The sequence below is a fragment of the Salinicola aestuarinus genome (assembly GCF_003206645.1).
Lineage (GTDB): Bacteria > Pseudomonadota > Gammaproteobacteria > Pseudomonadales > Halomonadaceae > Salinicola > Salinicola aestuarinus.
Genome location: NZ_PZJP01000017.1, coordinates 240,565 through 260,355 on the forward strand (window position 1 = coordinate 240,565; position 19,791 = coordinate 260,355).

The 19,791-nt window shown below is 64.4% G+C and carries 15 protein-coding genes and 2 pseudogenes; 8 read left to right on the forward strand and 9 right to left on the reverse strand.

All coding sequences use genetic code 11. The annotated features are described in order from the left end of the window. Nucleotide 1: 1 nt before the first annotated feature. The 3 genes from murI to DOM41_RS16490 form a co-directional block, all read right to left on the reverse strand. Nucleotides 2-871, reverse strand: a complete 870-nt coding sequence (murI, locus tag DOM41_RS16480) for a glutamate racemase (RefSeq protein WP_342588160.1) — start codon at nucleotides 869-871, stop codon at nucleotides 2-4. Beyond that, the gene (locus tag DOM41_RS16485) at nucleotides 868-1,821 is read right to left on the reverse strand and encodes a LysR family transcriptional regulator (RefSeq protein WP_110687933.1); all 954 of its coding nucleotides are present in this window, start codon (nucleotides 1,819-1,821) and stop codon (nucleotides 868-870) included. The genes murI and DOM41_RS16485 overlap by 4 nt, the downstream gene beginning before the upstream one ends. Before the next feature lie 219 nt (nucleotides 1,822-2,040). Further along, nucleotides 2,041-2,589: a hemerythrin domain-containing protein gene (locus tag DOM41_RS16490; protein WP_110688055.1), complete on the reverse strand. Its 549-nt coding sequence runs from the start codon at nucleotides 2,587-2,589 to the stop codon at nucleotides 2,041-2,043. A gap of 294 nt (nucleotides 2,590-2,883) precedes the next feature. On the opposite strand from DOM41_RS16490, the gene DOM41_RS16495 reads away from it, so the two are divergent. Next, the gene (locus tag DOM41_RS16495) at nucleotides 2,884-4,218 is read left to right on the forward strand and encodes a replication-associated recombination protein A (RefSeq protein WP_110687934.1); all 1,335 of its coding nucleotides are present in this window, start codon (nucleotides 2,884-2,886) and stop codon (nucleotides 4,216-4,218) included. A gap of 106 nt (nucleotides 4,219-4,324) precedes the next feature. Here DOM41_RS16495 and lolA read toward each other — a convergent pair whose 3' ends face one another. The 4 genes and pseudogenes from lolA to DOM41_RS16515 form a co-directional block, all read right to left on the reverse strand. Continuing rightward, nucleotides 4,325-4,975 carry an outer membrane lipoprotein periplasmic chaperone LolA gene (gene lolA, locus DOM41_RS16500; RefSeq protein ID WP_425353274.1) on the reverse strand — a complete coding sequence of 217 codons (651 nt, stop codon included), beginning with the start codon at nucleotides 4,973-4,975 and terminating at the stop codon, nucleotides 4,325-4,327. Between the two features lie 128 nt (nucleotides 4,976-5,103). Then, a pseudogene (locus tag DOM41_RS17985) lies at nucleotides 5,104-6,678 on the reverse strand (DNA translocase FtsK); the annotation flags it as partial. A 1,734-nt stretch (nucleotides 6,679-8,412) separates the two neighbouring features. Continuing rightward, nucleotides 8,413-9,153: pseudogene (locus tag DOM41_RS17990) on the reverse strand (DNA translocase FtsK 4TM domain-containing protein); the annotation flags it as partial. Nucleotides 9,154-9,225: 72 nt separating this feature from the next. Next, nucleotides 9,226-11,265, reverse strand: a complete 2,040-nt coding sequence (locus tag DOM41_RS16515) for a methyl-accepting chemotaxis protein (RefSeq protein WP_110687935.1) — start codon at nucleotides 11,263-11,265, stop codon at nucleotides 9,226-9,228. 159 nt (nucleotides 11,266-11,424) lie between these two features. Between DOM41_RS16515 and aat the strand changes: the two genes are divergently transcribed. The 3 genes from aat to infA all read left to right on the forward strand — a co-directional run bounded on the left by aat (nucleotide 11,425) and on the right by infA (nucleotide 13,350). Continuing rightward, complete coding sequence (gene aat / locus DOM41_RS16520; protein ID WP_110687936.1) at nucleotides 11,425-12,117, forward strand: leucyl/phenylalanyl-tRNA--protein transferase; 693 nt, start codon at nucleotides 11,425-11,427, stop codon at nucleotides 12,115-12,117. Further along, complete coding sequence (locus DOM41_RS16525) at nucleotides 12,114-12,959, forward strand: arginyltransferase (protein ID WP_110687937.1); 846 nt, start codon at nucleotides 12,114-12,116, stop codon at nucleotides 12,957-12,959. Before aat ends, DOM41_RS16525 begins: the two co-directional genes overlap by 4 nt. A gap of 172 nt (nucleotides 12,960-13,131) precedes the next feature. Continuing rightward, nucleotides 13,132-13,350 carry a translation initiation factor IF-1 gene (gene infA, locus DOM41_RS16530; RefSeq protein ID WP_013332816.1) on the forward strand — a complete coding sequence of 73 codons (219 nt, stop codon included), beginning with the start codon at nucleotides 13,132-13,134 and terminating at the stop codon, nucleotides 13,348-13,350. A 151-nt stretch (nucleotides 13,351-13,501) separates the two neighbouring features. Here infA and clpA read toward each other — a convergent pair whose 3' ends face one another. Continuing rightward, entirely contained in the window at nucleotides 13,502-15,769 is a 2,268-nt protein-coding gene (clpA, locus tag DOM41_RS16535) for an ATP-dependent Clp protease ATP-binding subunit ClpA (RefSeq protein WP_110687938.1), read from the reverse strand. Between the two features lie 109 nt (nucleotides 15,770-15,878). Continuing rightward, nucleotides 15,879-16,208, reverse strand: coding sequence for an ATP-dependent Clp protease adapter ClpS (gene clpS / locus DOM41_RS16540; RefSeq protein ID WP_110688057.1), 330 nt, complete (start codon nucleotides 16,206-16,208; stop codon nucleotides 15,879-15,881). A 425-nt stretch (nucleotides 16,209-16,633) separates the two neighbouring features. On the opposite strand from clpS, the gene DOM41_RS16545 reads away from it, so the two are divergent. The 4 genes from DOM41_RS16545 (at nucleotide 16,634) to hflD (ending at nucleotide 19,770) form a co-directional block, all read left to right on the forward strand. After that, nucleotides 16,634-17,242: a pseudouridine synthase gene (locus tag DOM41_RS16545; protein ID WP_110687939.1), complete on the forward strand. Its 609-nt coding sequence runs from the start codon at nucleotides 16,634-16,636 to the stop codon at nucleotides 17,240-17,242. Nucleotides 17,243-17,364: 122 nt separating this feature from the next. Further along, nucleotides 17,365-17,814 carry an NUDIX domain-containing protein gene (locus tag DOM41_RS16550; RefSeq protein ID WP_110687940.1) on the forward strand — a complete coding sequence of 150 codons (450 nt, stop codon included), beginning with the start codon at nucleotides 17,365-17,367 and terminating at the stop codon, nucleotides 17,812-17,814. Nucleotides 17,815-17,956: 142 nt separating this feature from the next. Beyond that, nucleotides 17,957-19,129, forward strand: coding sequence for a tRNA 2-thiouridine(34) synthase MnmA (mnmA, locus tag DOM41_RS16555; protein ID WP_110687941.1), 1,173 nt, complete (start codon nucleotides 17,957-17,959; stop codon nucleotides 19,127-19,129). Then, on the forward strand, nucleotides 19,126-19,770 hold the full coding sequence (hflD, locus tag DOM41_RS16560; RefSeq protein WP_110687942.1) for a high frequency lysogenization protein HflD: 645 nt from the start codon (nucleotides 19,126-19,128) through the stop codon (nucleotides 19,768-19,770). The genes mnmA and hflD overlap by 4 nt, the downstream gene beginning before the upstream one ends. Nucleotides 19,771-19,791: the final 21 nt, after the last annotated feature.

The following is a 19,791-nucleotide window of genomic DNA, read 5'->3' on the forward strand; positions in this document are numbered from 1 at the left end:
GCTATTCTCCTTGGACAATCGGTGATGCGGAAACGGATAACGAATTCCATGATGGGTGCTGCAAGACCGCCGGCGCCGCTTCTAGCCGCTCGGGGGCGGCGAGACCGAACCGGGCCAGCACCCTCGCAAGCTCTGGCGCCTCCGGCCAGGTAGCCAGGCTACAGCCGGATCTGGCAGTCGCCGAGGCGCCGGGCGGCTCGTCACTATCGAGGACGGCAGCGAGCCGCCTTGCGATGGCGGCGCCGGAGTCGATCCAGCGCACTCCCCATGGCAGTTCTGCCGCCAGCGCCTGGCGAAGCAGGGGAAAGTGGGTGCAGCCGAGCACGACGGCGTCGAGTTCGCTCGCCTCACGCAACGGTGCCAGCGCCTCGACCAGCGTCTGCTGGCTCGCCGCTTCCCCGGCGAGGCGCCGCTCGGCTTCCAGCACCAGTGAGTCCGCGGCCACGCGCAGCACGCGGCAGTCGCTGGCGAAACCGGCAATGAGCCGATCGATATAACCCCGCTCGAGAGTGGCGCTGGTGGCGAGCAGCCCGATGCAGCGCGAGCGGCTGACCGCTGCCGCCGTCTTGATCGCCGGCACGGTGCCGATGACGGGAATCCTCAAGGCCTCACGCAGGGGGCCGAGCGCCAACGTGCTTGCCGTGTTGCAGGCAATCACCAACGCGCGGGGCCGAAGACGTTCACAGGCCGCAAGACAGACCGACACGATTCGCTGGGTGAGCCAGTCGGCCGGCTTGGTGCCGTAGGGCAGTGCCGCGTTGTCGCAGACGTAGTCGAGCGTCCGCTGCGGCTGGCTGCGGCGAATCTCGGCGTGGATCGACAGTCCGCCGACACCGGAGTCGAAAATCAGGGCATCCGGCTGGCGCATCATGGCTGAGGATCACCCGTCACCCCGAGCGTGCGCGCATGCGCCGGGCCGGCCAGGGAAGCGGCCCCGGCACTATCGAAATAGCTCAGCAGCGAGTCGATCAGCGCCCGCAGCCTCGCCGGCATGTAGGCGCGTTCCGCGTAGAGCAGGTGAACCTCCAGCGGCGGCAGTTCGAACGCTTCGAGCAGCCGCACCAGCCGCCCTGCCGCCACCTCGGGCTCGCCGAGAAATTCAGGCTCCCGCGTCAGCCCCATGCCGAGCACCGCGGCTTCGATCAGCGCACGGCCGTTGTTGCACGCCAGCGTCATCGGCAGACGCAGCCGCTCGACTCGGCCGTCGATGAGAAACCCCCAGTGCGACCCCTGCGGCGACAGCGTGTAGGTGAAGCAGCGGTGCTGCTTGAGCTCGTAGGGGTGCTGCGGCGTCCCGTGGCGACGCAGGTAATCGGGGGAGGCGTAGACATGGACGGGCATCTGCATCAACGGCCGCGCGATCAGGCTCGAATCCTTGCGCTCGCCGATACGCACGACCAGATCGAAATCCTCCGCCTGGGGATCGACGTGACGGTCCTCCAGCACCAGGTCCAAAGTCACCGCCGGATGGGCCTGCTCGAAGGCCTGCAGCGCCCCCATCAGTGCGCGAACGCCGAAATCCATCGGCGCGGAAAGACGCAGGCGCCCGCGAATTTCGCCGCGACGCTCGCCAAGCCCTGCCTCGAGCTCCTGCCATTCATCCAGTAACCGCCCGCCCGCCGTGAGATAGTGCTCACCCTCGGCGGTCAGCTGAAGACGCCGGGTGGTACGCACCAGCAGGCGCACGCCAAGGGCCTGCTCGAGCCGAGCGATCTGCTTGCTGACCATGGCATTGGACACGCCCAGTCGACGCGCGCCGCCGGCCAGGCTCCCCGCCTCGACCACGGTGCGAAAAATCTGCATTGCCTGCAGCCGATCCATGCTCTCTCCTCGCGCTGAACGGCGTCCATTCTACGCAAAGCCTCACAGCGGCGCAGGGGCGATCACAAGTCGTCGCGGCCACCCACCGTCTCGGGACGAATCAGGCGACAGCGCGCAGCGCGCGGGAAAATCGGGAAGCGATAACATCAGACGCCGGCAACCGGGCTACCGGTCGCGGAACGGAGACGGTCGACGCCGACCGCCTCCGTGAATGAACTGTCAGGAGCTCAGGGGCGACGGGGCGTCGCGAAACTCGGTGTAGAGTTCGGGATAGGCTTCCTGCAGACGGGCCAACTCGGATTCGGCATTCTCGGGCATTTCGCTGGCCAGTTTCTTCAGGTCGTCCTCGTCGAAATGCTCGCGAATCAGCGGGAAGAGCTTCTCGCGCTCGGCACGAAGGTAGGCGCGATGTGAGCCAAGATAGCTTTTGAGATCCTCGGCGAACTTGTCCATCGGCATCACCCCGTCCATCAGAATCATGTCGATGTCCTGGGATAGTCGCATGAGCTGCTCGTGGAGATGCTGATAATCCTGGGTCAGACGTTCACTGAGTGACTCGGCTTCCGGGGCCTTGCCGGCGAGCTGATCGCTGCAGATCCGCTCAAGCGGCACGGTGAAGCCGTTCATGTAGTCGAGTATGTAGTCCACGACTTCCCGAATCAGGCGAAAGTTCGGGCGATCGCCGTCAGCCAGCGTCTTGTACTTCAACTGAAGCACGTGCAGCAGGCGTGCCATGTTGGCATGATCCTGGCGCAGTTGGGTGAGCATGGGCATGGGATTCTCCTGTCCGTGCAGTGGCGATGCCAGCGGGCATCGTCGCGGGGGTCGCGCAGCGCGCGATAACTACTTCCACCCCTCGGCCTAGTTTAGTCGGTGCCGCGAGACTGGGTAGTTTGCCCCGCCGACGCCTATGACACCTGACAGGCATTGGGCGCGCCTCGGGTCAGCCGCTAGAATTTCATACCCTAGCGGGTTTTTCGCCAAACGCCCTACGTCTAATGTCTCATTGGCTGTAGCGAAATGTACTCGCTTTACCGCCGACAGCTCGCCTGGAAGATACCCATGGATCTTTTCGCCGCAACCTCGAACGACACCGCTCCGCTCGCCTTCCGCATGCGCCCGCGACGCCTCGAGGAGTACATCGGCCAGCAGGCGCTGGTCGGCCCTGACAAACCGCTGCGACGCATGGCGGAAACCGCCAGCGTCCGCTCGATGATTCTCTGGGGGCCGCCCGGCGTCGGCAAGACGACGCTGGCGGAAATTCTCGCCGAGACGTCGGGGACCCGCCTCGAACAGCTCTCGGCCGTCATGGCGGGGGTGAAGGAGATTCGCGCGGTGGTCGAACGCGCCCGCGAGGCGCTCTCTCGTGAGCGCCAGACGTTGCTGTTTCTCGACGAGATCCATCGCCTCAACAAGAGCCAGCAGGACGCCCTGCTGCCCCACGTGGAATCCGGGCTGCTCACGCTGATCGGCGCGACGACCGAAAACCCGTCGTTCGAGGTCAACTCGGCGCTGCTCTCGCGAGCGCGGGTCTACGTGCTGAAGTCGCTCGACGAATGGGAGCTGACGACAGTACTCAAGCGCGCCCTGGCGGACGAGACCCACGGCCTCGGTAAACGCCGCATTCACGCCAGCGAGGAGGCCCTCTCGATTCTCGCACGGGCCGCTTCGGGGGATGCCCGACGGGCGCTGGGGCTTTTGGAAACCGCCTGTGACTTTGCCATCAGTGACGGCGATGGCGAGCGACTGGAGCGTGACGCCGTGGCCGAGGTGATCGGCCATCAGGGCGCGGCATTCGATAAGCAGGGGGAGCACTACTACGACCTGCTCTCCGCCATTCACAAGTCGATTCGTTCTTCGCGAACCGACGCCGCCCTGCTCTACATTGCGCAGTTCATCAGCGGCGGCGGCGATCCGCTGGACATCGTCAGACGCCTGGCGGCGATCGCCTCCGAGGACGTCGGCAATGCCGACCCGCGTGCGCTGCCGTTGGTGATTGCCGCCTGGGATGCCTATCTGCGCCTGGGCGATTACGAAGGGCAGCGCGCCATCGCCCACGCGGCGATCCACCTCGCCACGGCGCCCAAGAGCAACCGTATCGATCAGGCCTGGAGTCGGGCCAAGGCGTTCGCGGCAGAGCATCCCGATCTCGAAGTGCCGGTGTACCTGCGCAACGCCCCGACGACACTCATGGCGTCGCTCGGCTACGGTGAGGGATATCGCTACGCTCATGCCGAGCCCGAAGGCTACCCTGCCGGCAGCCGACACGACTGCTGGCCGGCCGAGCTTCCCAGAACCGCGTTCTTCGAACCCAGCGAATTCGGTCAGGAGAAACGCTTCCGCGAGATCAAGGCGTGGCGTGAAGAGCTGGACCGCCAGGCCGACGGCGCGACGTGATACCGGCTTCGGTCGTCAACGCCGAACAACCTCACCCTTTGAAACGCCGAACCCCGCCATAGGGCGGGGTTCGGCAAGCGTCAGGCGGCGTCGGATTGGGAACCGCTTACGGCGCGGCGGGGGCCTGCTCGCGAATCACGTCGGCCCCCTCGGGAATCTCGAACTGGAACTGCGCCGGGTCGATATCGACGTTGGTTTCCGCGTTGTCGAAGTCGATTGCCGTGCGTTGGCCGGTACTGTCGGTCATCTGCAGCGTATCGAGGGACTCGCTGAAGAACGTAAGCTTCAACTGCTCGAACAGCGTATCGTTCGCCTTGGGTTCGAGGGTGAAGGTTTCGCTGGCGCCCTGCTGCTGGCGTGACACCTCGTAGTTCTGCGAGAGCTCCGAGGCGCTACCCGACAGCAGCAACGCGGGGGTATGAGTCACTCGCTCGTCCAGCGGCTGGATGGTGACCTGCTCGAGATCGGGGTCATAGAGCGTCACTTCGCGGCCGTCGGAGATGACCAGCTGGCGATAGGGCTCATTCACCGCCCAGCGAAAATGGCCTGGACGAGACAGCCACATGTGGCCGCTGGTGTCCTGCAGGCTCGAACCGGAGGCGTCCAGGATCTGCTGTTCGAAGTCAGCGGAGTAGCTCTCCAGCGGCTCGAGCAGTTGGGTCAATCGATCAGCGGAGGCCGGATCGGCTTGCGCCGTCGAGACTGCGGCCAACGGGGCGAGCGCAATGGCGCCGAGCGTTGCGAGTTTTTTCATCATCCGCCTATCTCTTCCTTGTGGTGATCCCATGCGTCGAACGCCAGACATCCCGCCTGGTCGTTACACGTCGTCATCGTTGGACAGCAAAACGGCCGCCGGGTTTAACCCGACGACCGTCGTCGTCCCACTTAGTTGCCAACGGGCGGGGGGGCGAGAACCTCACGTGAGCCATTGTTGCCCATCGAGGAAACCACGCCGGCCTGCTCCATCGCTTCGACCAGACGCGCGGCGCGGTTGTAGCCGATCTTGAAGCGACGCTGCACGGCAGAGATCGACGCGCGGCGCGACTCGGTCACGAACTGCACCGCCTCGTCGTAGAGCGCATCCTGCTCGGCATCGTCGCCGTCGCTGCTTCCGTCGGCCTCCAGCCCCGCCAGGGCATCCGCCGAGACGCCGCCGGAGAGGATCTCCTCGATGTACTCGGGCTCGCCGCGGCGCTTCCAGTCCTCGACGATACGATGAACCTCATCGTCGTCGACAAAGGCGCCATGAACGCGCTGCGGCATGCCGGCGCCGGAAGGCAGATAGAGCATATCGCCGTGGCCCAGCAGGTTCTCCGCACCGCCCTGGTCGAGAATGGTGCGGGAGTCGATCTTGGAAGAGACCTGGAACGCCATCCGCGTCGGAATATTGGCCTTGATCAGGCCGGTGACGACGTCGACCGAGGGCCGCTGGGTCGCGAGAATCAGGTGGATACCCGCCGCTCGGGCTTTCTGCGCCAGACGAGCGATGAGCTCTTCGACCTTCTTGCCGACGATCATGAACATGTCGGCGAACTCGTCGATCACCACCACGATGTAGGGCAGCTTTGTCAGCGTCGGCGGCTGCTCATGCATCTCCCACGGCTGCGGCTCCCATAGCGGGTCCTGGACCTGAGCCCCGTGGCGTTCGGCTTCATCGAGCTTGGCATTGAAACCCGCGAGGTTACGTACGCCCATCGCCGCCATCAGCTTGTAGCGTCGCTCCATCTCGGCGACACACCAGCGCAGCGCGTTGGCCGCCTCTTTCATGTCAGTGACGACCGGCGCCAACAGATGCGGAATGCCGTCGTAGACCGACAGCTCGAGCATCTTGGGGTCGACCATGATCATACGGACTTCGTCGGGCGTCGCCTTGAGCAGCATCGACACCAGCATGGTGTTGATACCCACCGACTTGCCCGAGCCCGTCGTGCCGGCCACCAGCAGGTGCGGCATCTTGTTGAGATTGGCCACCACCGGCTTGCCGCCGATGTCCTGCCCCAGCGCCAGGGTGACCGGCGAGTCGGCGTCCTGATAGACGCTGGACTCGAGAACCTGACGGATTCGGATCATCGCCCGATTGGGATTGGGAATCTCGATACCGACAGTCGGCTTGCCGGGAATAATCTCGACCACACGCACGCTCTTCACCATCAGCGAGCGCGCCAGATCCTTGGCCAGATTGCTGATCTTGGAGACCTTGACCCCGGCCGCCGGTTTAATTTCGAAGCGCGTGATGACCGGGCCCGGCCAGGTGTCGACGACCTCGGCCTTGACCCCGTATTCGCGCAGACGCATCTCGAGCAGCTCGGCCATATCGGAGAGCTGTTCGGGCGTGTAGTTGGGCTGCTCGGGATCGGCGGGCGTGGTCAGGCGCACCGAGGGCAGCTCGCCGCTCGGCTCCGGCAGGTCGTCCATCACTGGACGCTGACTCTGTAGATGCTCGACGGTCCAGAGCGTGGGCTGATCCTCGGCCGCCGCCCGAGCCTGTGACGCGCTCGCGATCGAGGGCTCGGGCATGGGTGACGCCTCAACGCGCGCCGCAACGTCGGCTTGCCGCGATCCGACCAAGGGCTCGGCGGCGGGGGACTGGGGCCCCTCGACGCCAGAGACTGCATCGCCGTCGTCTCGGGGCGCAGGGCTCTCATGCTCACGGCGGGCCTCGGCCGCCGGCTCGGGCGTCGGCGGCAGTGTCCGCTCGCCGAATGACGGCTCGGCACGACCGGCGACGAGGCCACTGTCAACGAACGCGGGCTCGGGACCGCGGCGTGAGAGTTCGGACTCGTCGGGCGCCTCGTCATGCGACGCGAATGACGGCGCCTCAGAGCCCAGCATCGGCTCGCGCCTTGATCCCACAGATGATGCCGCTGCCGCACCGGCCGCGCTCGCCGCCGATCGAGCAGGTTCGACGATTTCCGCATCGTCCCAGCGGATAGTCGGCGGATGATCCGTCAGCGACGCGTCTTCGGCGTACCGGGACGGGCTCGTCGTTGACTCGGCGTCGGCCGGGGTTCCTGCGCTATCGCCCGCCGCCCTATCGGGTGACGAATCGAACCGCGGCTCGGGCGCGTCGTGCTCGCTGTCGTGTGACGGCGTGGACGCCGGCTGCCAGTCGGCTGCGGGCTCCCGCCGCGAGAGTCGTTCGGTGTCGGTGTCACCGGCTGACCTCTCCGAGGGGCGATCGCCGTCACCCAAGAAGGGCTCTTCACGCGACACGCGAGGCCCAACGCCGGCCGGGCGGCGGTCGTCGGCGCGCTCTTTCTCCGGTTCGACCGGGGAAGACCGGTATCGAGTCTCCTCGACATCGTCACGCTCGGCGCGAATCTGCCAGGGCGCTGCCGTCTCCGACGGCATGTCACCGCGACTCACTTCTGCGACGTGAGCCGCGCGGTCATCGGCGGGCTCAGCGTCACTCGACGACTGAAACGCATCCGGAATGCGCCGCCGCGTGACGTCGGCGCGAAAGGCATCTCGCTCTCCCTCGTCAGCCTCACCCGCCTTTCGCTCACCCGCGTCACGCTCACCCGCGTCACGCTCTCCCGCGTCACGCTCGGCTGACAGTGAGCGGTCTGACCCCTCGTGCGTTGCCGGCTGCGGTTCGCGGCGCTCGCTCGCTCGCATCGTTTCGGGCTCGGCGGTGGCCGAGGACGATTGCGGATGAAAAGGCCTCGGCGCATCGACCCCACGATTCGCCGTGGGGGAGCCGGCGGCGTCCTGAGCCCCACCAGCACCTACGCCGTCGCGAGATGCGGGCTCGCCAGAGAGATTGCCCAGCGTCGGCTCGCGGGCTTCGTCGCGCTGCTGACGGCTGGCATAGGCCGCCTCCGGCCGCTTGGCGGATGGCGTCTTCGCAGGTACGTCCCAGGGGATGTCGGTACGATCATCGTGGCGCCAGGCAGACACTTCCTCGGCAGTTTCGTCCGCGTCACCGTCGAGGCCCGGCTCGCGTCGGGGCGCTTGCCCCTCCCACTGCTCGAGATCGGGCGCCCGGTTCCCCGGTAAAAAGCGTGACCACCAGCGAGCGCGCGGAGCCTCGGTATCCGCTTGCTCAGGGTCACAATGATCGGCGGTGCCTTCGTCGACACGATGCCTGTCGACGGCGGCCGCTTCGCGCTCTGCTCGGCGCTGGTCGCGCTTGGTCGCAAGCTGGGTACGCGACCAGTGAAAGAGCCGATTCATGGAGCGGCCGAGCTCATCCATGACGGTGAGCCACGACATGCTGGTAAATAGGGTAAAGCCGGACAGGAAGGCGGCAATGGCGATCAGTGTCGCACCGTGCACACCGGCTACCGCGCTGAGCGCGGCGGCAATGCCTTTACCGAGAATGCCCCCGGCCTGATTGGGCAGGTCGCTGGCAGGATTGTAGAAGTGCAGATCGCCGAGCGTCGTGGTGCTCATCAGCAGGAGCATCAGCCCGCCCGAATGCACGGCAAGCGCTACGGGATCCCAGGCGATCTGAACCTGGTGCTGGCGCATGATGCGCCAGGCACCAAGACCGAACATACCTGGCCACCAGAGGGCGCTCGCCCCGAACAGCGAGTAGAGAACATCTGACAGCCAGGCCCCGATTCGCCCCATCCAGTTGGAGACGGATTGATCGGGGCCGCTGTGGGACCAGCCGGGATCGACCGGGCTGTAGCTGAACAGTGCCAGCAGCAGGAAAACACAGACAGCGAGAAGCGCGATGACGACGCCCTCGCGAGTGACACCCTGCAGTTGCATGATGACACGCCGCGCCTGCTCCTTGGCCTGTACGGATGAACGACGGCTCTTCTTGGCCGGACTCTTGGCACTCAAACGGTCAACCCCCTCGGCGCGCTCGGGCGTGGTATGGCCCAATCGACTGCCACGAACCGATGGCTTTCCATTCCACACGGCTACGCGGCGATCAATGTCTGGCCCACCGGCGGCGGGCCATCCTCTTCGACCCGCCATCATACCGGGGGGCGGGCCGACATCACAGGGGGCACGCTGGCCCTGCCAAGCGGGGCTGAGTGTCGTTAACCGAGGTCAGTCCTCGAGCGCCGGCTCAAGCTTGCGAGTCGATGGAGAAGCGGCCGCCCTGCCCCCGATTCTCGGCGCCGTTACCGCTAAGGGCTCGGCCTCGACGCCCTCACGCAGGCGGAATACGGCGACCGTCTGACTCAGACGCTGTGTCTGTTCGTCGAGTCGCTGCATCGCCTGGCTCGACTGGCGGACCAGCGCGGCATTGCTCTGGGTGGTCTCATCGATCTGGGACACGGCGACGTTGATCTGATCGATACCGTGGGACTGCTCCTCGGAGGCCATGCGAATCTCGGAGAGGAGCGTACTGATGCCCTGCACCTGGGTCACGATCTGGCCCACCCGCTCGCCCGCTTCGGCAGCCCGAAGGTTGCCGTTCTCCACCTCGCTGGCCGTGCGCGTCACGAGGCCTTTGATCTCCTGGGCGGAGCCGGCACACCGCTCGGCAAGATTGCGCACTTCATGCGCCACCACGGCGAAACCGCGCCCCTGCTCACCGGCGCGGGCGGCCTCGACGGAGGCGTTCAGTGCCAGCAGGTTGGTCTGAAAGGCGATGCTATCGATCACGCCGACCACATCGGCAATCTGTCTGGCCATATCGTTGATCCGCGACATCGCTTCGACGGTGGCGTCGACCGTTGATCGCGCCTCCTCGGCTGCCTTGGCGGTCTGACTGGCCTGACCATCGCTCTGCCGGGCGCGTTCGGCGTTCTGACGCACCGTCGCGTTGAGCTGCTCGGTACTCGCGGCGGTCTCCTCGAGACTGGCTGCCTGGGACTCGGTGCGCTCGGCAAGATCGGCGTTGCCCGCGGTCAACTCCCGGGCATGACCCTCGGTCTCGCCAATGACCGAACGAACCTGGTACACGATCCGCTCGAGTCCGTCACCGATGCCGTTCATCGCCAGCATCAGCTTGCCAATCTCGTCGCGACGACCTGTCTCGATCCGCTGGGAGAGGTCCCCCTCGGACAGCGCGTTCGCCAAATCCAGCGCACGATTCATCGGTCGCGTTACCAACCGCTTGAAGATGAAGTAGATGACGCCACTGAGCACCACGGCGAGGACCAGCGAGATGAGCAGAAAGCGGTTGCGCGCAGCCATCACGCCCGCCTCAATCTCATCGAGGGAGACCGCGCCGGCGATGAGCCACTGCCAGTCGGGGTAGCTGGCGAACTCGATCAGACGTCGGTCACCGTTGGCTGCCGCATACTCGAGCCGGCCCTGCTCGCCCTTGAACAGTGGGGCGAAACTCGCAGCTGTCGGCCCTTCGAGCAGGTTCTCACCCTCGTAAGGGCCACCCGCCAGCACTTCGCCTTTATTGTCCCCTCCCGACTTGACCAGCATGGTATAGCCGCTGTCGCCGATGCCCACGCCACGAATCCGGTCCTGAACCTGAGCCATCTCGTCATCGATGGGAACGCCGACAAAAAAGGCCCCAACGAGCACACCGTCCGCGTCGGTAATCGGACGATATTTCGTGATGTAGTAGCTGCCGAACAGTCGACTCAAGCCAACATAGGCCTTCCGATCGGTGAGCGCAGCATAACTCTTGGCGCCTCGATCGAGGAGCGTCCCCATCACGCGTTCACCCGCCTGATTCTTAAGCGACGTCGAAACCCGCACGAAGTCATCACCGTCACGAGCGAATATCGTCGCCACGGTCTTTGTCTGTTCCGTGAAGCGGTCGAGCTTGTAGGTATTGTCGTTGAGCGTTTCGAGACCGTCACGCAGCATGGGGGTATCTCGCCCGGCCACCTGCACGCGCTCTTCGGGCAACAGACTATACCGGCCGGAATACAAATCGCTGAAAAGCCCTTCGTAGCGATCGGCCTGCTGGCCGAGGCTGTAATCGAACAGGGACACCATGTCCTGAATTGCCGCTTGCTGCGTTTCCAGCTCGTGTTCAGCGGATTCGCGAAGCTGTCTGGCGCTGGACTGAGCCATCGCAAAAGCCAGTCCCAAAAGCACGAGGACCTGAAGGACACCCACGACGAGTGCCAACTTGGTTCCAATGCCGGCGCCTTGGAAGCGCTCTCGGATAGACATTGTTCTTTCTCTTGTTGTGGTTGACGTGGCGCTTATCGGCCGATCGCCATCCAGTCTTTAATCGAACCACACGGCAAGCGAAACGACAGACAAGGGAGAGATGCACACCGCGAGTCGCGAGTTGCTATGCTGGGAATTTGCCTTTGACGGGATGCATTCATGTTGCCCTGGCTGCCCTCACACCCGGTTCGCTTTCCGACCATTGACTCGGCACTTTCCGAGCCTAACGGCCTGCTCGCCGCGGGTGGCGAACTGACACCAGAGTGGCTGCTTTGTGCCTACAGTCACGGAATATTCCCCTGGTACGCCGACGATCAGCCGGTACTCTGGTGGTCTCCCGACCCACGAACGGTGCTATTTCCGCGAGAGATACGGGTGCGAAGAAGCCTCGCCAAACGACTTCGCAACGCGGGCTTTACGGTCACCTTCGATCGCGATTTCGAGGCCGTCATCACCGCCTGTGCTGCCGTGCGCGAGCAGGAGGAAGGCACCTGGATCGACGACGCCATGCACGGGGCTTACTGTGATCTGCATAGGCTGGGGCACGCCCATAGCGTTGAGGTATGGGATCAGGAAACGCTCGTGGGCGGCCTTTACGGTCTAGCGTTGGGGGGGATTTTCTTCGGCGAGTCGATGTTCAGCCGCCGCCCGGACGCGTCGAAGATCGCCCTGGTACACCTGGCCCAGCATCTCGACGACCACGGCTTCTCGCTGATCGATTGCCAGATGCACACGCCGCACCTGGCAAGTCTCGGCGCCCGCGACATCGCCCGGCAGACGTTCATCGGCTACCTTGAACAGTGTGTCAACATGGTCCATCCAGCCCCGGTGTGGCCGAGGGAGACCCCATGAGCCGAGACGGCGCGCAGGACGATGACGCACAGCGTCCTCGACACAACGAACCGACGACCTCGGTGACAGCGAGCGATACCAATCAGGATCAGCCCCGCGGTCCGCGAGCTCAGCGCGATGCCAGAGACCTACGATTCTTCCTGACGGTACCGCACCCCTGCAGCTACCTTCCGGGCCGAGAGGCCACCACACTGTTTCTCGATCCGCAGGCGCCACCCTCCGCTGAAATTTACGAGGCGCTGACGCTGCTCGGCTTCCGTCGCAGCGGGGGAAATCTCTATCGGCCGCACTGCGAGGGGTGTCGCGCCTGTATCTCGGTACGCATCCCCGTGCGGAATTTCGCGGCCACGAGAACCCAGCGCAAGCTCGTCAACCGCAATGCCGATCTTGACGTGCGCGTCCTATCCGCTGAATTCCGTGATGAGCACTACGCCCTTTATGCGCGCTACATCTCGGCACGACACACGGATGGCGACATGTACCCACCGAGCCGGGATCAGTACTGCCAGTTTCTGGCTCGACCCCGAGCGTTTGCCAGTCTGATCGAATTTCGACTCGGCGAGCACCTGATGGCCGTGGCAGCAACAGACTGGCTGGAGCACGGCCTCTCGGCAATCTACACCTTCTTTGATCCCGACCCGATCTTCGAACGGCGCTCCCTGGGCGTATTCGCCGTGCTCAAGCAGATCGAGCTGGCCCGCGAGCGCGACCTACCCCACGTCTATCTGGGCTACTGGATTCAACAGTGCCAGAAAATGCGCTACAAGCAGGACTACCAGCCGCTCGAATATCTCGACGGCGGCCGCTGGCAACAGCTAGTGCCCTCCGCTTTATCCGAGTGACCGAGTCGCCGATTTTGCCTTCCGCGACGAGATAGCCCATAATATCGCGCACTTCAGGGGTCCTAGCCGGGCTCGCTCACCAGTGACCGTGGATGGCATCGGCGCCGTTCGCGGCAGTCTGCGTTGAATGCCGGCCTTGGCCCACACCCAAACTCGAAGAGGGATCGCCTATATGGCACGAGAAGATCATATCGAAATGGAGGGCGTGGTCGTCGACACGCTGCCCAACACCATGTTCCGCGTTGAGCTGGAAAACGGCCACGTCGTGACTGCACATATCTCCGGCAAAATGCGTAAGAACTACATCCGCATTCTGACCGGCGACAAGGTCAAGGTCGAACTGACACCTTATGACCTGTCCAAGGGCCGTATCGTCTACCGCTCTCGCTGAGACCGCCCCGACCGATCCCCGCCAGATCTCAAGCGCTCACGCTTCCCGGCAATGACCGCTTTGCTCCAGGCCAGAATCGAAAACGCCTCGCCATGTTGCCATGGCGAGGCGTTGTCGTTGACGGCGACCGCGTGGAGCGGCCCGACGTCGATCAGGCCACTTCTGCCGCTTCGGTTTCCAACTGCAGTTCGTCGTTTTCGACTCTGACGTGAACGATCCCTCCCTTGTCGGCTAGCTCGCCGAACAGGATCATTTCCGCCATCGGCTTTTTCAGCTTCTCCTGGATCACGCGCGCCATCGGCCGTGCCCCCATCTCCGGATCGTAGCCCTGCTCCGCCAGCCAGGCACGCGCCTCTTCGTCGACATCCAGCTGCACCCGCTTCTCGTCCAGCTGCGCCTGAAGCTCGACGAGGAACTTGTCGACCACGTTGCGCACCACCGCCGGCTCCAGACCGTGGAACTGAATGATGCCGTCGAGACGGTTACGGAACTCCGGTGTGAAGGTACGGCGAATGACTTCCATGCCGTCCGTGGAGTGGTCTTGCGTCTGGAAGCCGATGGAGCGTCGCGAGATCTGCTCGGCCCCGGCGTTGGACGTCATGATCACGATGACATGGCGGAAGTCTGCCTCGCGCCCGTTGTTGTCGGTGAGACGGCCATGATCCATGACCTGCAGCAGCAGGTTGAAGACCTCCGGGTGCGCTTTCTCGATCTCGTCGAGCAGCAGAACGCAGTGCGGCTGCTTGTTGATCGCCTCTGTCAGCAGGCCGCCCTGGTCGTACCCGACGTAGCCCGGGGGCGCCCCGATCAGGCGAGATACCGTGTGCCGCTCCATGTACTCCGACATATCAAAGCGAACCAACTCGATCCCCATGAGATGGGAGAGCTGACGGGCAACCTCGGTCTTGCCGACACCGGTCGGGCCGGCGAACAGGAAGCTACCCACCGGCTTGTCCGGGGACTTGAGGCCAGCCCGCGACAGCTTGATCGCGGCCGAGAGACTGGAGATCGCCTCGTCCTGACCGAAGACCAGCATCTTGAGGTCACGCTCGAGATTGGAGAGCAGCTTGCGATCCGAGCTCGACACACTCTTCGGCGGAATCCGCGCGATGGAGGCAACCACCGCTTCGACCTGGTCGGTACCAATGGTCGAAATGCGCGCCTCCGGCGGCAGCAGTCGCTGATGGGCACCGGCTTCATCGATAACATCGATCGCCTTGTCCGGCAGATGGCGGTCGTTGATATAGCGATCGGCAAGCCGCGCCGCGCTCTCCAGGGCGCCGTCGGTGTACTTCAACTGATGGTGCTCTTCGAAGCGGCCGCGCAGCCCTTTGAGAATCCGGATGGTGTCTTCCACGGTCGGCTCCGGCACGTCGACCTTCTGGAATCGACGGGCCAGCGCCCGGTCCTTTTCGAAGATGCCACGAAACTCCTGGAAGGTCGTGGAGCCGATGCAGCGCAGCTCACCGGAGGAGAGCAGCGGCTTGAGCAGATTGGACGCATCCATCACGCCGCCGGATGCCGCTCCGGCCCCGATGACGGTATGAATCTCATCGATGAACAGTACCGAGTTCTCCTGCTTGCGCAGCTCTGCCAGCAACCCCTTGAGGCGCTTCTCGAAGTCGCCGCGGTACTTGGTCCCCGCCAGCAGCGCGCCCATATCGAGGGAGTAGACCACGGCATCGGCGATGACGTCGGGCACGTCCTCTTCGACGATGCGCTTGGCGAGCCCCTCGGCGATGGCGGTTTTGCCGACACCGGCCTCACCCACCAGCAGCGGGTTGTTCTTGCGACGCCGCGCGAGAATCTGAACCACCCTCTCCAGCTCGTGATCCCGCCCGATGAGGGGATCGATCTTGCCGAGCCGAGCCTGCTCGTTGAGATTCGTCGCGTAATTGGTCAGCGGGCTCTGGCCGTTCTCGCCGCCGGCCTCTTCCCCCTCGTCGGATTCCTGAGAAGGCTGCTGAGCCTGGCCATGACCGGCAACCTTGGAGATGCCGTGGGCGATATAGTTGACGGCATCGACCCGTGCCACGCTCTGCTGCTTGAGAAAATAGACGGCCTGACTCTCCTGCTCGGAGAAGATGGCAACCAACACGTTCGCGCCGGTCACCTCGCTCTTGCCGGAGGACTGGACATGAAACACGGCGCGCTGAAGCACGCGCTGGAAGCCCAGCGTCGGCTGGGTCTCGCGATCTTCATGATCGTCGGGAATCAGGGGCGTCGTGGAATTGATGAAGTCCTGCAGGTCGGCGCGCAGTTTGTCCAGATTCGCTCCGCAGGCAGTGAGCACATCGGCTGCTGAGGCGTTATCGAGCAGCGCCAGCAGCAGGTGCTCCACGGTCATGAACTCGTGTCGCTTGGAGCGCGCCACGGTGAAGGCCGTGTTCAGGGTGAGTTCAAGTTCTTTACTCAACATGGCAGTCCCCTTTTAGCCTTTGAAGGCGTCGGTCGGCACTTTCACAATCGGGCACAATTCACGGATTGGCAACCCCGGCGCATCGGCAGCGCGCGGCCCAATCGTCGTATTAGTCAGCGGCATCCACATCGCACATCAGCGGATGCTCGCACTCTTTGGCGTATTCGTTGACGAGATGGCACTTCGTTTCCGCCACGTCCCGGGAAAAAATCCCGCAGGTCGCTTTGCCCTGGGTATGAACGGCCAGCATGATCTGGACGGCCTTTTCACTGTCCATGGCGAAAAATTCCTGCAACACCTCGACGACGAACTCCATCGGGGTGTAGTCATCGTTGTAGAGCACGACCTTGTACATGGGCGGTGGCGCCAGCTGAGGATCCGCCGCCTGCTCGGCGACGTCACCCTGCTGGTCTTGCCCCGGTTCGGGCGGGCGCGTCATGCCCAGTCGCGTCGCCTCGGTACACAGACCGGACAGCGTGTTGATTACGATCTCAGACATTGGGGATGAGTTCCTGAATACATCGACGCGAACACATCGATCGACTCGGACCTGCCGACAACGGTTGCAACGGGGTGGCGATGGCGTTTATCGACTCGCTAGTCCCGAAGATGCGGTCGGGGTGATCGCGATGCAAGCCTCGGTTAAAAATAGTTCGGCGTACACGTTTCGCCAGTGCAGGCATCATTTTACCCTCTCAGGCAGTATCCTGCGCCCCGTCTCCGCGAAAGCCGGCCTCCCCTGTCTCGAGGGTTACGCCCGCGGCGGACCCATGGATGCATCTCAACCGGTTCCCGACCCCCAACGACGCTGCCTAGCCGACAGACATCACACGCCATGACCCTCTTGCTTTCCCGACGCCTCTCATGAGTCGACTCTACCTTTTGAACAAGCCCTATCGGGTGCTGTGTCAATTCACCGATACCCAAGGGCGCCAGACGCTCGCCGACTACCTCGACGTCCCCGACGTCTACGCCGCCGGCCGACTGGACTACGACTCCGAAGGGCTGCTGTTGCTGACGGACGACGGCGCCATGATCCATCGCATCAGCGACCCACGACACAAGCTCGCCAAAACCTACTGGGTCCAGGTAGAAGGCGACCCGACCGCTGCGGCACTCGCCGCGCTACGCCAGGGTGTCACGCTCAACGACGGCCCCACACGACCCGCCCGTGTCAGGCGACTCACCGGCCCAGAGCCGCCACCCCGCGACCCGCCCGTGCGCCGACGCGAGAGCATCCCGACAACCTGGCTCGAGATCGAACTGCGCGAAGGGCGCAACCGTCAGGTGCGCCGGATCACAGCGCATGTCGGCCATCCGACACTGAGGCTCATCCGGACCGCCATTGGCCCGTGGACATTGGAGGGACTGACAGCCGGCGCCTGGCGTTCCGAAGTGCTCAACATGCCGAAAGAGACGCCGAGGCGACCCCGGAGCGGTCGCCGTCCGCCCCCACGGCAACGCCGTCGTTGAAGCCCCTCGCGGGCGTCGCCGATGCCTGCTGGACGCGCCTCAAGGGAGTATGATCGAAAGCCTCGCCGACGCCTTGCCCGGGTCTTCGCCACGACGTCGGCCCGTTACAGGAGAGAGATGCCATGGATCGCTGGACACCTCGGGTGACCGTTGCCGTCGTCGTCGAACGCGCCGGCCGCTACCTCATGGTGGAAGAGGACCGCGGTGGGCCATTCAGTCTTTTCAACCAGCCCGCCGGCCACTTAGAGCGCGGTGAGCGACTGACCGCGGCCGCCGAGCGCGAAACCCGCGAGGAGTCCGCCTGGCAGGTGGCGATCACTGACTATCTCGGGCTCTACGTGCATCGCACCCCAGAGGGTATCGTCTTCCACAGCCACGGCTTCATCGGGCTGGCGCTCGCGCACCTGGGCAACCCGCTCGACAGCGGCATCCGTGCGGCACACTGGCTGACCTTCGATGAGGTCGACGACCTCGACCGGGCGAACCGCCTGCGAAGCCCGGTGGTGATGCAGCGCCTGCGCGACGCCCGCGATGGGCGCCACTATCCGCTCGGTGTGATCCGAGACCGCTGAACCCGGCGCGGGCACCGGACACCGCGCTGGACTCGATGCCGCCCTGGCGTTTCGGCTATAATCGCCGGTCATTTATTCAGGCGTTACGCGCCCGCGGGCCTTCCAGCACGGTCGGCGCGTCTTCTATCTGCAGAGAATCGCCATGACGCTCGTTAACGCTTCTCCCGAGGCCGCTTCGCCAACCGAGGCGCCTAAAGTGATCGTCGGCATGTCCGGCGGCGTCGACTCCTCCGTGACGGCCCTGCTGCTGCTCGAGCAGGGCTATCGCGTCGAGGGCCTGTTCATGAAGAACTGGGACGAGGACGACGGCACCGAGTACTGCACGGCAATGGCCGACCTGGCCGATGCCGAAGCCGTTGCCGACACGCTGAACATCAAGCTGCACACGGCGAACTTCGCCGCCGAGTACTGGGACAACGTCTTTGAGCACTTCCTCGCCGAATATCAGGCCGGACGCACGCCCAACCCCGACATCCTCTGCAATCGCGAGATCAAGTTCAAAGTCTTTCTCGACTATGCAGAAATGCTCGGGGCCGACTTGATCGCTACCGGGCACTACGTGCGTCGACGGCTAGACGCAAGCGGGCAAGCGCAGCTGCTCAAGGGGCTCGATGCCAACAAGGATCAGAGCTACTTCCTGCACGCCGTGCCGGGCGAGGCCATCGCGCGCACGCTCTTTCCCGTCGGCGAACTCGACAAACCCGAGGTGCGTGCGATCGCCGAGCGCCAGGGTCTGGCGACGGCGCGCAAGAAGGATTCCACCGGCATCTGTTTCATCGGTGAACGCCGCTTCAGCGACTTCCTCAAGCAGTACCTGCCGGCCCAGCCCGGACGAATCGAGACGCCGGACGGCGAGGAGATCGGCGAGCACATGGGCTTGATGTACTACACCCTGGGCCAGCGCCGCGGACTGGGTATCGGAGGGCTCAAGGATCACAGCGAGGACCCCTGGTTCGTCGCTGCCAAGGATCTCGCGCGCAACGTGCTGATCGTCGCCCAGGGTGAACACCCGCTGCTCTACAGCGAGACGGTCTACTGCGAGAAAGCGAGCTGGGTATCCGGCAGGGCCCCGACCGAACGCCGACTGCGGGCCAAGACCCGCTACCGCCAGCAGGATGTGCCCTGCCAGATCGAAGTGCAGGACGATGGCGGTCTAACGGTACGTTTTGACGATCCGCAGCGCGCCGTGACCCCGGGCCAGTCGCTGGTGCTCTACGCCGACGATGTCTGTCTCGGTGGCGCCGTGATTCGTGACACCATCACCCTCGCGGCCGCCACCGAGACGCCGCTGAGCGGGAGTTCGCAAACGGCATGAGCACCACACCCATTCAGAGTGTCCCCAACGACGCTACGACGCGTCAGTCCATCGCCCTGGCGGGTGTCTTCCAGGCGGCGGCGATCGTCGACCAGCTCGCCCGTACCGGCCAGTGCGATGAGCGCGCCTGGACCACACTGCTGCGCGCCACACTCGAGACGGACCCGCCCTCCTTCGAGGCCGTCTACGGCGGTCACCACAACAATCTGCGGCTGGGAATCGACACGCTGACCCAGGTGATGTCGCGCCAGCAGCCGCAGCCGGAGGTGATGCGTTACGGCTTTTCGATGGTGTTGCTGATGCAGAAGCTGCGCCAGAACACCGACATGATGCAGAGCGTGGGCGAACGGCTCAAACGCGTGCAGGGCCAGAGCGAGCATTTCGGCGACACGCACGAAAATGTCATTGCCAGCCTGGGCGAGCTCTACCAGGAGACCCTGTCGACGTTTCGCTACCGCATCGTGGTTCAGGGCGAGCCGAGCCTGCTGCAGAGCCGCATGATGCCGGAGCGGATCCGTACGGCGCTGCTCAGCGGCGTGCGCTTCGCCCTGCTCTGGCACCAGCAGGGCGGACGCCGCTGGCGACTAATACTGCAGCGCGGGGCGATCAAGCGCGCCCTGCGCGACCTGGACGCCCGCTGAACGCGGGCGTCGACGAGCTGA

Excerpts from the sequence above, each read along its gene's own strand:
- murI (WP_342588160.1), bottom strand. The coding sequence starts at position 871 with ATGATGCGCCAGCCGGATGCCCTGATTTTCGACTCCGGTGTCGGCGGA.
- DOM41_RS16485 (WP_110687933.1), bottom strand. The coding sequence starts at position 1,821 with ATGGATCGGCTGCAGGCAATGCAGATTTTTCGCACCGTGGTCGAGGCG.
- DOM41_RS16490 (WP_110688055.1), bottom strand. The coding sequence starts at position 2,589 with ATGCTCACCCAACTGCGCCAGGATCATGCCAACATGGCACGCCTGCTG.
- DOM41_RS16495 (WP_110687934.1), top strand. The coding sequence starts at position 2,884 with ATGGATCTTTTCGCCGCAACCTCGAACGACACCGCTCCGCTCGCCTTC.
- lolA (WP_425353274.1), bottom strand. The coding sequence starts at position 4,975 with ATGATGAAAAAACTCGCAACGCTCGGCGCCATTGCGCTCGCCCCGTTG.
- DOM41_RS16515 (WP_110687935.1), bottom strand. The coding sequence starts at position 11,265 with ATGTCTATCCGAGAGCGCTTCCAAGGCGCCGGCATTGGAACCAAGTTG.
- aat (WP_110687936.1), top strand. The coding sequence starts at position 11,425 with ATGTTGCCCTGGCTGCCCTCACACCCGGTTCGCTTTCCGACCATTGAC.
- DOM41_RS16525 (WP_110687937.1), top strand. The coding sequence starts at position 12,114 with ATGAGCCGAGACGGCGCGCAGGACGATGACGCACAGCGTCCTCGACAC.
- infA (WP_013332816.1), top strand. The coding sequence starts at position 13,132 with ATGGCACGAGAAGATCATATCGAAATGGAGGGCGTGGTCGTCGACACG.
- clpA (WP_110687938.1), bottom strand. The coding sequence starts at position 15,769 with ATGTTGAGTAAAGAACTTGAACTCACCCTGAACACGGCCTTCACCGTG.
- clpS (WP_110688057.1), bottom strand. The coding sequence starts at position 16,208 with ATGACGCGCCCGCCCGAACCGGGGCAAGACCAGCAGGGTGACGTCGCC.
- DOM41_RS16545 (WP_110687939.1), top strand. The coding sequence starts at position 16,634 with ATGAGTCGACTCTACCTTTTGAACAAGCCCTATCGGGTGCTGTGTCAA.
- DOM41_RS16550 (WP_110687940.1), top strand. The coding sequence starts at position 17,365 with ATGGATCGCTGGACACCTCGGGTGACCGTTGCCGTCGTCGTCGAACGC.
- mnmA (WP_110687941.1), top strand. The coding sequence starts at position 17,957 with ATGACGCTCGTTAACGCTTCTCCCGAGGCCGCTTCGCCAACCGAGGCG.
- hflD (WP_110687942.1), top strand. The coding sequence starts at position 19,126 with ATGAGCACCACACCCATTCAGAGTGTCCCCAACGACGCTACGACGCGT.